This is a genomic window from Subtercola sp. YIM 133946, assembly GCF_036553535.1.
Taxonomy (GTDB): domain Bacteria; phylum Actinomycetota; class Actinomycetes; order Actinomycetales; family Microbacteriaceae; genus Subtercola.
Map to the genome: position 1 here is coordinate 236,668 of NZ_JAZHPE010000013.1, position 13,545 is coordinate 250,212.

Here is a 13,545-nt window from a genome sequence, read left to right on the forward strand (position 1 = left end):
CTCACGCCCTTCGACCCCCGGATCGTCGTACCCGCGCCCTTCGACCCCGGAACCGTCGTGCCCGCGCTCTTTGACCCTGCGACTCGTGAGCCCGCACCTTCTGACCCAGCGACTCGTGAGCCCGCACCTTCTGACCTGGCGACCTGCGGCCCGGCTGGCTTTGTGCCAGCAACCCGCGCGACCCCTACCGAGTACCCACCCGGCGTAGCCTTACCCGACCCCGACCCCGACCCCGACCCCGCCGCTACCCCGCCCTGCCGCCGAACCCCGCCGCCCGGCGCGACCGACGGCGCGCTGCTACCCGCGTGGTGCGCCGACGACCTCGCCATTCGCCACAACTCCTGCCTCTGAAGGTGACCCCAGAGGCAAGCATAGGCGAGAGATACTCACTAATGAAACACGGCGACGTTCAGCCTCCCCCAAGTGAGCGGCGCCACCCGCCAGGCACCGGCCAGCCCCCGCCAGCACCACTCAGCGCCTGACGTCGACCACCGTGCGCCCGCGCACCTTCCCGGCCAGGATGCCCGGCCCCGCCTCCAGCGCCTCGGCCAGCGAGACGGTGGTGGTCATCGAGTCGAGCAGCTCGCCGTCGAGCGCCTGCGCCAGTGCGGCCCAGGCCTCCTCGCGCAGGGCGAGCGGAGCATCCACCGAGTTCGCGCCCGTCAACGTCACCGCGCGCAGGACGAACGGCATCACCGTCGTGGGCAGGTCGGCCCCCTGCGCGAGCCCGCAGCTCACGACGAGCCCGCCGTAGTTCGTCTGGGCCAGCACGTTCGCGAGGGTGGTGCTGCCGACCGAGTCGATGGCGGCCGCCCAGCGCTGCGACTGCAGGGGCTTGCCGGGCTCCGCGAGTTCGGCGCGGTCGATGATGGCCGAGGCTCCGAGCCGGTGCAGGTAGTCGCCTTCGACGTCGGCACGCCCCGACGACGCCGTCACCGCATACCCCCGCGCCGCGAGCAGCGCGATCGCCACCGAACCCACCCCGCCGGCAGCCCCGGTCACCAGCACATCTCCCGCCGACGAACGGATGCCCGCCCGCTCGATGGCCAGAACGCCGATCATCGCCGTGAAGCCGGCCGTGCCGATCGCCGCCGCGCGCTGGGCGCTGAGCCCCTCGGGCAGCAGTACGAGCGCGTCGGAACGCACCCTCGCCCGCTCGGCGAGCCCGCCGAACAGGCGCTCACCGATGCCGTCTCCGTTCAGCACGACGCGGTCGCCGGGCGAGAAGCGTGGCGAATCCGAGGCCGTGACCGTGCCGACCAGGTCGATGCCCGGGATGATCGGAAACGTTCGCACCACGCCGCGGTTGCCCGCCAGCGCGAGCCCGTCTTTGTAGTTGATGCTCGAGTACTCGACGTCGATCGTCACGTCACCGGGCTTCAGGAAGTCGTCGTCGACCTCCCGGATCTCAGCGGGCACACCTTCATCGACCACGATCGCGCGAAACATGCCTCCACCCTACGCGGGCCTCGGCCGCTCGCGAATGCAGACCCGGCCCGACGCCCAGCCCCCGCCCGTCCGAGCCCAGCCCGGCCCAGCCTGGCCGAGCCGAGCCCGTCCCCAGCTCCACGCCCGGGCCCCCCAGCCCCCGGCTCACCCTCAGGTGACGTCGCGCCGCCACGACGTGAAGTAGCCGAGCACGGCGGCCACCACCGCGTAGGCCGCGAGCACGAGCGCCCCCTGCCACCAGTCCAGCGCCACCAGCGACGGCGCCGAGAGAGAGTAGAAGCTCGACCCGACCAGGGCATCCGACGCCGACCCCGGCAGAAACCTGCCCACCTGCGCGCTCCAGTCGGCCAGCCCCGAGACGAACCGCAGAATCGGCTCGACGAACTGCGTGAACGCCAGCACGATCACGATCGCCGCGACCTGGCTCGGCACCAGCACGCCGAGCCCGACCCCGACGGCACACCACAGAGCCATCGCGAGCACGGCCCGCCCGATCAGGGCCCAGATGTCGGGCGACCCCAGCTGGGCATCCTGAGCGAACGCCGCCATCACGCCAGACCCGGCGCCCACCGACGCGATCATCGCGAACACGCCGAACGCGGCCCCGAAGACCGTCAGAGCGACGAGCTTCGCGACGAGGATGCGCCCTCGCTTCGGCGTGGCCAGGAATGTCGGCGTGAGGGTCTCGTGCCTGAACTCGCCCGTCGTCACGAGCGCACCGAGCAGCACGGGAAACACGTAGCCGATCGATGATCCGAAGCTGTAGATGAGGGGCGCCCGCTGGTCGTCGGGAATGACAGGCCCGCGGGTTCCCGCGCCGACCGACCCCAGAATCGCGGTGAGCCCGCCCGCGACGAGGGCGACATAGGCGACCATGATGATCGCCAGGATCCACCAGAGCCTCGTGGTCGTGACCTTGGTGAACTCGGCGTGCACGGCGCGCCCGAACGACTTCACAGCGCCCCCTCCTCGCCGACCAGCGCGAGGAACGAATCCTCGAGCCCCGCCCGCTTCTGCGACAGCGAGCTGATCTGGATGCCCGCCGCGAACGCCACCCGTCCGATCTCGGTCGCGTCGGCTTTGTCGACGATGACTCCTCCGCGCAGGCTGCGGAACGCGTACCCCGCCGCCTGCAGCGCCCAGTGCAGCCCGTCGCGGTTCGGCGAATCGACGATCACCTGCTTGCTGTCGACCATGTCGAGGCTGGCGAGCGTTCCGCGGTGAATGAGCGTGCCGTGGGCGATGATCACCACGTCGTCGACGCTCTGCTGAACCTCGCTGAGCAGGTGCGAACTCACCAGAACCGTTCGCCCCTCGGCGGCCAGCTGGCGCAGAAAGAGCCGGATCCAGCGAATGCCCTCCGGGTCGAGCCCGTTGATGGGTTCGTCGAGCACCAGCACACTCGGGTCGCCCAGCAGCGCGTAGGCGAGACCGAGCCGCTGCCGCATGCCGAGCGAATAGCCCGCCACTCGCCGCGACGCGTACCCCTCGAGGCCCACCTGTTCGAGCACGATGCCGACGCGGGCGCGGGGCAGTCCGGCGGCCTGCGCGTAGATGCGCAGGTGGTCTGCGGCGGAGCGGCCGGGATGGAAGCTCGCCGCCTCGAGGGCGGCCCCCACGGTGCCGAGCGGCGAGGGCAGATCACGGTAGGCGACGCCGCCGAAGGTGGCGGTGCCGCTCGTCGGCGAGACCAGGCCGAGGAGCATCCGGAGCGTCGTGGTCTTGCCGGCGCCGTTCGGTCCCAGAAAACCGGTGATCTGACCGGGCTCGACGGTGAACGAGAGGTCTGAGACGGCCTCGACAGACCCGAACCGCTTGGTGAGGTTCGTGAACTCGATGATGACGCCGGCGGGCATCGCATCCTCTCGGTGCACACAGGCGAGCCGGGTGCACAATGTCGTGCTGATGTTTGGGCCCCAGCCTATGCCGTTGGCAGCATATTCCACGTGAGGATGCCCGGGGTGGTGTCTGCCCGGCAACGGTTTGCCCGCAGGCCGATGTGCCTTACGGTTGAGGAATGACGAGCAGCGCTCTCGATTCGGCCGGTGGGGCGGCGAAGCCGGGCGTTGCCGCGCCCGGCGCGCCTGATCCCGCCCGACCGGCTGCGTACGCGGAGCCCGCCGAAGCGCTTGAGGTTGAAGACGCGGCGACCGTTCGCGCCGACGCCGTCTCCGACGCCGCGGCCGAAGCCGCCCTGCCGTCTGCCGTGCGGGCCCCGATCGAACCGCTGCCGCGCAGGCAGCCCGCCCCGTTCGATGTGAAGGCCGACGCCGTGGTGCTCAGCTCGGCGCCGCCGGTTCCGCCGAAGAAAGACCGCCGGGAGCGGCTCATCGCGGCTATCGACAACCTGTTCTTCCTCATCGGAACCCTGGCAGCCGCGTGGCTGGCCTACCTGGTTCTGTCGCAATCGTTCAGTCACGGGTTCGAGTACCTGTGGTTCCTGATCGTGTTCTACGCTGTGCTGGCCTATCTGCTGCTGCCTCGGCTGCACAGCATCCTGACCCTCATCTACGTGCCCGACTACTTCATCGGGCGCGCGCGAACCAACGAGGGGCTGCTCGGCGACCCCGTGAACCTCGCCCTCTTCGGCAGCGAGGCGCAGCTGCACACCGCGATGATGGCGGCCGGATGGCACCGTGCCGACGAGGTCGGCTTTCGAAGTGCGCTGCGCATCGTGACGTCGACGCTCTCCCGGCGCAGCTACTCCGATGCGCCGGTGAGCCCGCTGTACCTGTTCGGCAACATCCAGGACTTCACCTACCAGCAGGAGGTCGACGGCAACCCGGCCAAACGGCACCACGTGCGGTTCTGGAAGACGCCCGACGGCTGGCTGCTGCCCGGCGGCTACTCAGCAGAATGGATGGCCGCCGGAACGTACGACCGCAACGTCGGCATCTCGCTGTTCACCCTGCAGGTGACCCACCGCATCGAACGCGAGACAGACCGTGAGCGCGACCACATCGTCGCCACGCTTCAAGATGCCAACCCCGAGGGCGAATTCACGGTCATCCGTAACTTCTCGACCGGGTATCACGCCGTGAACGGTGGTGGGGATGCGATCACCACCGATGGCGACCTGCCGATCATCGACCTGCGGCACGTGCCCGTCTCGGCCAAGGGTGCTGCGAGTGCCGAGGCCCTGGAGTCGGCGCCGTTGCCCGCCGACGCCGCACTGCTCGGACACGCGGTGCTCGACACGGCGCGCGACTCGGCCTCGTCGAACCGGGTGAAGCGGCCCATCTCGATCTACCTGAGCTACCTGCTGATGGTCATCCGTGGTGTCATCGGGGCCATCTCGGTGGTGGCGGTGTTCGCCGACTGGACGGGATCTCTGTCGGAGGTGCAGGTCGTTCTGCCTTCGGGCAATGACCTCGACACCGATCGGCTGGCGTCGGTAGCGCTCTGGGTCATCATCGGCTTCGCGACGAGCGCCTTCGTGGGGTACCTCATTCTGGCGCAGCTTGTGTTCACCGGGTACAACTGGGCGCGGTTCGTGGTGATGACGTTGAGCCTCATCACCCTGGCGAGCGTTGCGGCTGAGGCGATCAGGGGTGGCGCCGAGCTCACCCTCGCCACCGGCCTCATCAACCTCAGCTTCGACATTCTCGTACTCTTCGCGCTCTCCAGCCCCGACGCCCGCGTCTTCGCCCAGGAACGCCGTCTCGGCCGCCGCGCCCGTCGCGCGGCGCGCTCCTGGCCGCCCCGCGCTCCCCTCGCGCCCGCCGCTGGCTAGCCCCGCTTCCGACGACGCTCACCGGGAATCGGTCATCCATGGACTGAATCCGAGGTAAGCTCGACAAAATCGGAAGGTGCGCCAGCGGTCGACTCGCGCTTCTTTCGAACCCGGGAGTCAACAGATGACGCTGACAGTGTCTGGCACAGAACTCAGGCTGGTCGAGCTATCCGACGCCTTTGTGGGCATCGTTCGCCTGAGTGAGGTCGATTCTGCCTGCGAGGTCGAGCTGGAAGGGCCTTGGTTCGCAGGACCACCCTCCCGCTGGATGGGTCACGCTGTCTTGACCGTCGAGCGTTGGCAGGAGGCGGCCGTTCGGGCCTACGACTCCACCTCTCACGAGTGGAGCCCTGCCGTCGAGGTCGACTTGATGTTCATCAGCGAGCTCGAAGTGCATGGTGAGTCTGTGACCCTCCGAGGCTTCAGCAAGAGTTCGGGGCGCTGGACGGAGGTTCGCATGTCGGGAGACTCGGTCAGAGCCGTTCTGACCGCCGACGAGGAGGCAGCCAGTTGAGGGCGCAAGGGTCATCGGGGAGGACGCCCGTCGCGAGCGGCGTGAAATCAGCGCTGGGCGGGTGCGGCCAGGGTGCCGGCCCTGTGCCACCAGAGCCGGTTCACCTCGAAGTACCGGTCTGCGGGGTCGAGCGGCTTCTCCCACGGCTTGTCGATGATGTAGTGGATGTTCTTCACCGACGCCAGGTTCCAGAGCGACGGGTGCTGGTGCGGCAGGGTCTTCAGCGCGTTGTAGACGTACGGCAGCGGGCGCCAGCGGCCCGAGTAGAACTCGTTCAGGAAGTCCTGCTCGGCGAACGGGTAGCGTGACAGATCGTCTACGGCCGCCAGCCGCCCCATCATGTCGGCGAAGACGGCCTCGTCGGGCGTCAAGACGAGGAAGCCGCCGTTCAGGTAGTTGTCGGTCGCTGCCGGTTCGGTGACGTGGTCGCCGCCCCGGCAGTGGGTGTAGAAGCAGTTCTCGGGCGTCCAACCCGGCGGGTAACTCGCGATCCTGTTGGGGTTGCACCGGCAGGCGTGGCAGGCGGCGATGGCCCCCTCCGACAGGTCGAGCGTGAAGAGTTCATCCATGTTCTGGATCACCAGCATGTCGGCGTCGAGGAAGACGACACGGTCGAATTCGGTGAGCCCCCAGACGGCCAGCTTGGTCCACACCTCTGCGAACCGGGGGTTGGCGTAGCTGGCGGCCGACCCCCCGGCTGGACGCAACGGCGGAACGTCACGCAGCAGGCATCCGTCGTCTTCGAGAAGACGCCTGGTCTGCTCGTCGATCTCCTCGGTCACCATGACCACGAGGGGCATGTCGCTTCCCGAGGCCGCCAGCGAAGCACGCAGCGTTCGCACGCCGACCACGTAGTTCGGTTGCGTGAGCAATGTCGCCCAGGCGTTCATCGGCGGTACTCCTGTCATGGTGGCCAGCCTTGCTCAGTCGAGCAGGGCTGCGGTGAACGCGTTGGCGAAGCGATGCTGCGGGTCGAGCGCCTCCCGCACTCGGCGAAAGGCGTGCCACTGGGGGTAGAGCACCGGCCAGTCGTACAGCGATTCGTCGAAATACTTTCCCCAGTGCGGCCGACCACCCTCTGCGGCCAGGGCCCGTTCCACCGCCCTCAGGAAACTCTCGCCCTCCTCAGAGAGCGAACCGTCGGCCGCGTAGTAGACGACGAAGCCGAAGTAGCAGGTGTCCTGGTCGTGAGAGGGGCTCAGCCAGCCGTCGGATGGGCCGGTGCAGCGCAGGATGACCGGGTAGTGCATCCGGGGTCGGGTCTCCCGGTGCCAGTCTTTGATCATCCTGATCACTTCTCCGGCCCGAGAGAGCGGGATGCCGATCTCGACGTTGATCTGGGGGGTGGCGATTCCCTTGCAGAACACCTGATAGACATCGCCGGTGACGTCGGTGAAGTCCCGGAACCGGGTCATGGTACGCAGCGGCTTGCCGGCGTCGGCGACCCCCTTGGTGTCGTCGCGCATCTGGCGGAGCGTCGACTCCACGGTGTCGTTCATCGTCGTGTTGGTGGTGGCGTGCGCCAGCAACTCGCCACCGCCGGCCCGGTATCGCACGACCTCGGCGTCGGTGGCCGCGTTGGCCTTCCACACCTGCACCTGGCCCTCCTGCGGAAACCACCACGCCTTGACCAGGCTGTTCTCCCGGTTCCAGGTCTCCAGATCTGTCTCGAGGGTGTCGGCGCTTTCCGCGGTCTTGAGACAGGTGTAGATCACCGACTCCCGCGCACGCAGCGTCACCGCCGTGATGACTCCCAGCGAGCCGAGGCTGAGCTGGATGGCCGGGAAGTGTGGGTGGTCCCGGTCGAACTCCGCCACCGTGCCGTCGGCCAGCACCATCCGGATCGAGAGTGCGGCGCCGGCGATCGAGCTCTGCTGCAGGCCTTGGCCGTGGGTTCCGGTTGCCAGGGCGCCGGCAAGTGTCTGCTCGGCGATCACGCCGGGCGAGGCAGACAGCATCTGCCCGCGCGCAGACAGGAAGGCGTACACGTCTGCGAGGGGGGTCGAACCACCGAAGGTCGCGGTGTCGTCAGTGCTGGAGATCAGGCCGCTGAGCCTGGTCAGATCGAGCAGGATGCCGCTGCCGTCCGCGACCTGCATCATTCTGCCGGGCGACATCCGGCTGCCGATCATCCTGACCCGGCCGCCGCTGGTAGACAGGAACTCGCTCAGCTCTGCCTCAGAGGCCGGCGCGACGACAGAGCCGGGCGGACCCAGCCTGGAGTTCCTGGCCCAGTTGCGAAGGCGGGCGTCTTCGCCGGTGAGCTCCGGCTCCTGAGGAGGGTAGGCGAGCGGCGTAGTAGTCATGGCGCGTCTCCAGTTCACGTTCGGTCCTGTCTTCGGAGCCGCATCGATCCGTAGAGAAGATTCACCGGCAGACGAACTTCCGATGCCTGATTGCATTCTAAGTTCTTCGGGTGAACGGACTTCCACCTTGTGTAGAAGTCCCAGAGGCAGTACAGCCGCGGCCCGGTGGAGGTTGGCTACGCTGGTTTCATGACTGTCGTGTGCGTACCCGATTCGAACGCCCGTGAGCTCCTGGGAGCCCTTCCCGACGGGGTCGAGGTGATCGTCTGGGACGGCGAGGGCACCAAGCCCGAGCGGCTGGCCGAGACCGTCTTCTGGGTGCCGCAGGTCGAGGACTGCACCAACCTCGCCGAGAAGTTCGAGGCCATGCCGAAGCTCGAGGTCACCCAGCTGACCAGTGCCGGCTTCGAAGACATCATCGACCACGTTCCTGACGGCGTCACGCTGTGCACCGCGCGCGGCGTGCACGGCTCGGCGGTCGCCGAGATGGTCATGACGGTCGTTCTGGCCACGCTGCGCCGACTGCCCCACTTCGTCGAGGCGCAGCGACAGGGCCGGTGGGAGCCGATGGAGGCCGACGACCTGCGCGCCAAGCGGGTGCTGATCATCGGGGCCGGTGACCTCGGAGAGCAGACCGCGCGCCGCCTGCGCAGCTTTGACGCCGCCCCGGTGCTCGTCGCGCACACGGCACGGGAGGGCATCCACGCCACCTCGGAGCTGCCGAGCCTGCTGCCCGAGGCCGACGTGGTGGTGCTGACCGTTCCGCTCACACCCGACACGACCGGGCTCGTGGATGCCGAGTTCCTGGCCCGGATGCCCGACGGAGCCCTGCTCGTCAATGTCGCGCGCGGTAAAGTCGTCGACACCGACGCCCTGCTCGCCGAGCTGACTTCTGGTCGGCTGCGCGCTGCTCTGGATGTGATGGAGCCGGAGCCCCTGCCCGAAGGCCATCCCCTGTGGAAGGCGCCGAACCTGATCATCACCCCGCATGCGGCCGGCTCCATCGCTCAGGCCGGGCCGCGAGCCTTCGCGCTCGTCAACGCGCAGGTGCGGCGGTTCGTCGCCGGCGACGACCTCGTCAACGTCGTGAACGGTGGTTCATGAGCGTCTACGCGTGGGCAGTGGAGTGCGCTTCCTGAGCCGTCAGGCGTACGCCGTGAAGTTCGCGCCGAGGCTGTCGAGCCAGGCGGCCGGATGCACGGCAATCGAGTCGGCGCCGGGCCGAGCCAACGCGGCAGCGACCGCCGCTTCGAGCGCGGCGGCGGTTCGGGCGAACGGGTAGCGCTCCAGCACCCAGCGCCTGTTCGCGATGCGCACCGGTGCCAGGGCATCGACGTTCGCAATCAGGTCGGCCACCTGGTCGCGGATGAGCAGCGGTCGCTGGTCTGGCACCCGCCACGCTCCGGGTGCCTCGAACAGCTCGTGACCGCCGCCGCCGTCGTAGCCGACCACGAGACACCCTGCTGCCAGCGCCTCGGCGACGGGCAGACCGAAGCCCTCGGAATGCCCGAGCGCGATGAAGACCGCCGAGATGCCCAGGGTCGCCGCCACCTCCGCCCGGGGGGCCTGAACCAGCTCCACGAGCTCCACGCCCGCGAGCCGGGGGTCGTCGGCAAGCAGCCGTTTCAGCAGCGACGCCTCCCGCGGCCGCTTCTTGGGCAACCAGCTCACCCTCAGCCTGTCGGCCCGGCCGGGGGTGAACAGTTCTCCGTCGACCGGGTTGGGCACCAGGCTCACCGGCAGGCCGGGTAGCGCGGCGACCAGTACATCGCGGCTCTCGGCCGACACTGCCCAGATCGCCGGGTTCGGCGCCCAGCCGGGGAAGTGGGCGGCGGGGGCGGCGGGGTGGCCGCTGTCGCGGGGGTCGCCGGGGGCGGCGGGGTCGCGGGGGTGGCCGCTGTCTCGGAGGTCGCCGGGGTCGCCGGCGGCGAAGGTATAGAAGTGGTTCTGGTTGAAGATGACCTTGCGTGCTCCCGGTGCCGGGTCACGGCCCTGGATGGTCGGTGTCTCCGGCAGCACCAGGAGGTCGTCGGCAGCGATCGGAGTGGTGGCGCCGAACATGATCGGCAGGTCGTCCGCGATCCAGTCGGAACGATCATCCGAATCGGGCAGCCATAACCAGGCCTCATGGCCGCTCTCACGCAGCAGCCGAACGTGCTGGGTCATCACGTGCACGCCGCCGCTGTGGTGGCGAGTGGCGAATCCCGCGTAGACGATCCGGCCAGGGTGGGGGCCGGCGCGGGTCACCAGGTGGGCGGGTTCAGATACCACGACGCACCGCTGCCGGTGTTGTGGGCAGGAAACGACCCCGGTGCGAGCCCGACGTCTGCGCGCCAGCGGTCGCCCCACTTGGCGTTCAGACCGTCGAGGATCTCTGCGCGGTTGCCCTCCGACGTCTGGCCGGTGCGGTTCATCGTCTGCCGACGCAGGTGCGAGACGTAGGCGCCCTCGGTCACCACGCACCGGAGTCCTGCCGCGCGCACCCTGATCGCCAGGTCGATGTCTGCGCCGTAGCCGTGCCGGGAGAAGGTCACCTCGTCGAGGCCCCCCAGCTCGACGACGGACGGCACCGCGAACGCGATTGCGGTGCCGTCACAGAAGTCGACGTCGCGAAGCACGTCTCGCGGCACGTATTCGTCGGCGGCCCTCGGGATGGTGTGGGCCCGCTGGTGCAACCAGAAGTCGTCGTAGCAGGCCGCTGCCAGTGCGATGTCGTCGGCGGCCTTGAACGGCGCCAGTAGTGCGTCGAGAAACCCGGGCGACAGCCGGACGTCGTTGTTCAGCACCACGCAGACCGAATGCCCCTCGCGCGACGACGTCTGCAGGGCCCAGTTCGTGGCACCGATCCACCGCAGGTTGCTCCCCGGGCGATAGACCGAGATGCGGCCCTGCGGGAGCACGTAGTCACCGGCGTTGTCGACCACCACGATGCGCACGGCCGGGTCGAGATCGCTTCCGTCGCGACACAGGTCGCGCACGACCGCATCGGTCAGCTCCGGCGAACCGAACGCAGGAATGACCACCAGGGTCGAGGCGGTGGTGGTTGCAGAGGTCATTGCTCGGCGCGGGCCGCGCGGCTCCCGCGGTCGCCGTACAAGGTGATCACGATCGTTGGTTCCCCTCGGGTCAGGTGAAGGTGGGCTACGGCAGCCAACAGTATCCGGTCTTCGTCACCCTACCCGCCGGCTCGGCTCAGCTGCGCCGAGACGTCTGGGGCTCGATCCGAGATAAACTCGATAACGTGTCCGGTGCGCCAGTGAGCGGCTCGCGTCACCCGGGCATGCCACTTCGAATCAGGGAGCGAACAATGCGGCTGACACTGTCTGGTTCTGCCCTCAGCCGGGTCGAGTTGTCGGATGCGCCCGTGGTTGCCGTTCGCCTGAGTGAGAGCGACTCGACGTGCGAGGTCGAATTGGATGGCCCCTGGTTCGCGGGACCGCCCTCGCGTTGGATGGGCCACACCGTCTTGGCTGTCACGCGCTGGCAGGAGGCGGCCGTGCGTGCCTACGACTCCGTCGCTCGAGAATGGAACGATGCGGCAGAGGCCGACCTGATGTTCGTCAGCGAACTCGAGGTGGGCGCTACGTCGGTGATCCTCCGCGGCTTCAGCACGAGTTCTGGGCGATGGACCGAGGTGCGCCTGTCTGGAGACTCGGTCGGGGCCGTGCTGAACGCCGAGGAGGAGACGGTCAGTTGAGGGCGCGGGTGTTGTCGGGGAGGGCGCCGTCGCCGTAGACGGAGACGGCGAGGTCGGCGAGGGCGGTGAGGGCGACGCGCTGGCTCCAGGGGCCGTAGGAGATGCGGGCGACGCCGAGGGTCTCGAGAGCGGAGGGGCGCAGGGAGCCGGGAACGCCGATGACGCTCACGCGCTGCTGGCCGATACCGTCGACGAGACGTTCGACGGTGGGCACGTCGAGCGACGCCGGAACGAACACGCAGGCCGCCCCTTCGTCGAGGAACGCGCGGCCGCGCCTGATGGCCTCGGTGACCTGCTCGTCGTGCGAGAGGCCGCCTGATCGGCGGAACGCGTCGGTGCGCGCGTTCAGCACGAACCCGACGCCCTCGGCTTCGGCTGCGGCGACGGCAGCCGCGACGGCGGCGACCGACTCGTCGAAGGGCTTCATCTGGTCTTCGAGGTTGGCGCCGACGACGCCCACGCCGATGGCCCGGCGGATCGTCTCGCCCGGGTCGCCGTAGCCCGCCTCGAGGTCGGCGCTCACCGGCAGGCTCGTCGACGCGACGATGCGGCCGACCATGTCGAGCATCAGGTCGAGCGGAATCTTCTCGCCGTCTTCGTAGCCGAAGAGGGCGGCGATGCTGTGGCTCGCGGTGGCGAGCGCAGTCGTCTCGGAGATGTCGGCGACCACCTTGGCGCTCACCGCATCCCACACGTTCACGACCTTCAGGATCTCGTTCGAGGTGTGCAGGCGCAGTAGCTCGTCGGCCTTGCGCTGCAGTGTGGGCTTCTGTTCAGGGGAGATCATGCTTTCAGCCTATGACCGCCGGTTGCACCGAGGAGGGGCTTGCAGGCGAGGGTGTGTGGAGTTCGCACGAAGGCTCCGCTGTGGAGAAACACTCGTCGCACACCACCAGCTGCGTTCGGCAGGCCAGATCGTGGCAGTTGTGCATCGAGCTGGTGGATGCTGAACAGCGGTAGCACGAACCGATGGGCCGGGCATCCGGAGCGAAATCGACCGACATGCGGTTGTCGAAGACGTAGAGCGAGCCCTTCCACAGTGCGCCGTCACCGAACTGCTCGCCGTACCGAACGATGCCGCCGTCGAGCTGGTAGACGTTGTCGAACCCGCGCGCCGCCATGAGCGACGAGAGCACCTCGCAGCGGATACCGCCCGTGCAGTATGTGACGACGGGCTTCGACTTGAGGTGGTCGTACTTTCCGCTGTCGAGCTCGGCGACGAACTCGCGCGTGTTGCTGACGTCAGGCACGACTGCCCCGTCGAAGCGTCCGATCTGGGCCTCGAACGAGTTGCGCCCGTCGAAGAAGACGACCTCGTCGCCGAGCTGCTTCTGCGCCTCGACCAGCTCATGGAGTTCGGTGGGCGACAGCTTGGGGGCGCCTCCGACGACGCCCTGAGCATCCACGTCGAGTTCGCCCGGAGCGCCGAAGCTCACGATCTCGTCGCGCACCTTCACGCTCAGTCGCGGGAAGTCGACCGAGTGGCCGTGCGGGGCGCCCGGTCGAGCGGTGGCCGGGTCGAACCCCGAACCCTCGCTCCACTTGACGTCGAGGTTCTTGAAGGGGGCGTACTCGCGGGTCTTGCGCAGGTATTTCTTGACCGCGTCGAGTTCGCCGCCGAGCGTGGCGTTGATGCCCTGCGCCGAGATCAGGATGCGACCGCGCAGGCCGAGGCTCTCGCAGAGGTCGCGCTGCCACAGCCGCAGTGCTTCAGGGCCGGGCAGTGGGGCGAACACGTAGAACAGGATGATCTTGGGCACTGCCATGAGGCGATTTTACCCGGGCGGGCTGGGGGTCGCAGGGGTGGCTGGGGGTCGCCGGGGTGGGTGGGGTGGCCGGTGGCACC

13 protein-coding genes are annotated in these 13,545 nt (G+C 68.6%); 4 read left to right on the top strand and 9 right to left on the bottom strand.

The features are described 5' to 3' along the window. Nucleotides 1-471: 471 nt before the first annotated feature. From V3W46_RS04350 to V3W46_RS04360, 3 genes are all read right to left on the bottom strand, one after another. The gene (locus tag V3W46_RS04350) at nt 472-1,449 is read right to left on the bottom strand and encodes an MDR family oxidoreductase (protein ID WP_331781861.1); all 978 of its coding nucleotides are present in this window, start codon (nt 1,447-1,449) and stop codon (nt 472-474) included. 150 nt (nt 1,450-1,599) lie between these two features. Further along, entirely contained in the window at nt 1,600-2,406 is an 807-nt protein-coding gene (locus tag V3W46_RS04355) for an ABC transporter permease (RefSeq protein ID WP_331781862.1), read from the bottom strand. After that, nucleotides 2,403-3,305 (bottom strand): ABC transporter ATP-binding protein, encoded by a 903-nt coding sequence (locus tag V3W46_RS04360; RefSeq protein ID WP_331781863.1) that lies wholly within the window; start codon nt 3,303-3,305, stop codon nt 2,403-2,405. Before V3W46_RS04360 ends, V3W46_RS04355 begins: the two co-directional genes overlap by 4 nt. 161 nt (nt 3,306-3,466) lie before the next feature. Between V3W46_RS04360 and V3W46_RS04365 the strand changes: the two genes are divergently transcribed. Together V3W46_RS04365 and V3W46_RS04370 are read left to right on the top strand one after the other, a co-directional pair. Further along, entirely contained in the window at nt 3,467-5,182 is a 1,716-nt protein-coding gene (locus tag V3W46_RS04365; RefSeq protein ID WP_331781864.1) for an LssY C-terminal domain-containing protein, read from the top strand. A gap of 283 nt (nt 5,183-5,465) precedes the next feature. Then, nucleotides 5,466-5,696, top strand: coding sequence for a hypothetical protein (locus tag V3W46_RS04370; protein ID WP_331781865.1), 231 nt, complete (start codon nt 5,466-5,468; stop codon nt 5,694-5,696). A gap of 47 nt (nt 5,697-5,743) precedes the next feature. Here the strand turns inward: V3W46_RS04370 and V3W46_RS04375 are convergent, their stop codons facing one another. Further along, nucleotides 5,744-6,604: a glycosyltransferase family 8 protein gene (locus V3W46_RS04375; protein ID WP_331781866.1), complete on the bottom strand. Its 861-nt coding sequence runs from the start codon at nt 6,602-6,604 to the stop codon at nt 5,744-5,746. Nucleotides 6,605-6,619: 15 nt separating this feature from the next. Beyond that, complete coding sequence (locus V3W46_RS04380; protein ID WP_331781867.1) at nt 6,620-8,002, bottom strand: D-arabinono-1,4-lactone oxidase; 1,383 nt, start codon at nt 8,000-8,002, stop codon at nt 6,620-6,622. Between the two features lie 189 nt (nt 8,003-8,191). Between V3W46_RS04380 and V3W46_RS04385 the strand changes: the two genes are divergently transcribed. Next, nucleotides 8,192-9,106, top strand: coding sequence for a 2-hydroxyacid dehydrogenase (locus V3W46_RS04385; protein ID WP_331781868.1), 915 nt, complete (start codon nt 8,192-8,194; stop codon nt 9,104-9,106). A gap of 39 nt (nt 9,107-9,145) precedes the next feature. Here the strand turns inward: V3W46_RS04385 and V3W46_RS04390 are convergent, their stop codons facing one another. Both V3W46_RS04390 and V3W46_RS04395 read right to left on the bottom strand, forming a co-directional pair. Next, nucleotides 9,146-10,273, bottom strand: a complete 1,128-nt coding sequence (locus tag V3W46_RS04390; protein ID WP_331781869.1) for a glycosyltransferase — start codon at nt 10,271-10,273, stop codon at nt 9,146-9,148. After that, the gene (locus V3W46_RS04395; protein ID WP_331781870.1) at nt 10,246-11,058 is read right to left on the bottom strand and encodes a glycosyltransferase; all 813 of its coding nucleotides are present in this window, start codon (nt 11,056-11,058) and stop codon (nt 10,246-10,248) included. The genes V3W46_RS04390 and V3W46_RS04395 overlap by 28 nt, the downstream gene beginning before the upstream one ends. A 251-nt stretch (nt 11,059-11,309) precedes the next feature. Between V3W46_RS04395 and V3W46_RS04400 the strand changes: the two genes are divergently transcribed. Further along, nucleotides 11,310-11,699 carry a hypothetical protein gene (locus V3W46_RS04400; RefSeq protein WP_331781871.1) on the top strand — a complete coding sequence of 130 codons (390 nt, stop codon included), beginning with the start codon at nt 11,310-11,312 and terminating at the stop codon, nt 11,697-11,699. Here the strand turns inward: V3W46_RS04400 and V3W46_RS04405 are convergent. Together V3W46_RS04405 and trhO are read right to left on the bottom strand one after the other, a co-directional pair. After that, the gene (locus V3W46_RS04405) at nt 11,692-12,486 is read right to left on the bottom strand and encodes an isocitrate lyase/PEP mutase family protein (RefSeq protein WP_331781872.1); all 795 of its coding nucleotides are present in this window, start codon (nt 12,484-12,486) and stop codon (nt 11,692-11,694) included. The genes V3W46_RS04400 and V3W46_RS04405 overlap by 8 nt on opposite strands. 4 nt (nt 12,487-12,490) lie before the next feature. After that, on the bottom strand, nt 12,491-13,465 hold the full coding sequence (trhO, locus tag V3W46_RS04410; RefSeq protein WP_331781873.1) for an oxygen-dependent tRNA uridine(34) hydroxylase TrhO: 975 nt from the start codon (nt 13,463-13,465) through the stop codon (nt 12,491-12,493). Nucleotides 13,466-13,545 lie beyond the last annotated feature (80 nt).

Bases quoted from the DNA above. Each gene is read 5' to 3' on its own strand.
- V3W46_RS04375 (WP_331781866.1), bottom strand. From the start codon at position 6,604: ATGACAGGAGTACCGCCGATGAACGCCTGGGCGACATTGCTCACGCAA.
- V3W46_RS04360 (WP_331781863.1), bottom strand. From the start codon at position 3,305: ATGCCCGCCGGCGTCATCATCGAGTTCACGAACCTCACCAAGCGGTTC.
- V3W46_RS04400 (WP_331781871.1), top strand. From the start codon at position 11,310: ATGCGGCTGACACTGTCTGGTTCTGCCCTCAGCCGGGTCGAGTTGTCG.
- V3W46_RS04380 (WP_331781867.1), bottom strand. From the start codon at position 8,002: ATGACTACTACGCCGCTCGCCTACCCTCCTCAGGAGCCGGAGCTCACC.
- V3W46_RS04405 (WP_331781872.1), bottom strand. From the start codon at position 12,486: ATGATCTCCCCTGAACAGAAGCCCACACTGCAGCGCAAGGCCGACGAG.
- V3W46_RS04350 (WP_331781861.1), bottom strand. From the start codon at position 1,449: ATGTTTCGCGCGATCGTGGTCGATGAAGGTGTGCCCGCTGAGATCCGG.
- V3W46_RS04395 (WP_331781870.1), bottom strand. From the start codon at position 11,058: ATGACCTCTGCAACCACCACCGCCTCGACCCTGGTGGTCATTCCTGCG.
- V3W46_RS04365 (WP_331781864.1), top strand. From the start codon at position 3,467: ATGACGAGCAGCGCTCTCGATTCGGCCGGTGGGGCGGCGAAGCCGGGC.
- V3W46_RS04385 (WP_331781868.1), top strand. From the start codon at position 8,192: ATGACTGTCGTGTGCGTACCCGATTCGAACGCCCGTGAGCTCCTGGGA.
- trhO (WP_331781873.1), bottom strand. From the start codon at position 13,465: ATGGCAGTGCCCAAGATCATCCTGTTCTACGTGTTCGCCCCACTGCCC.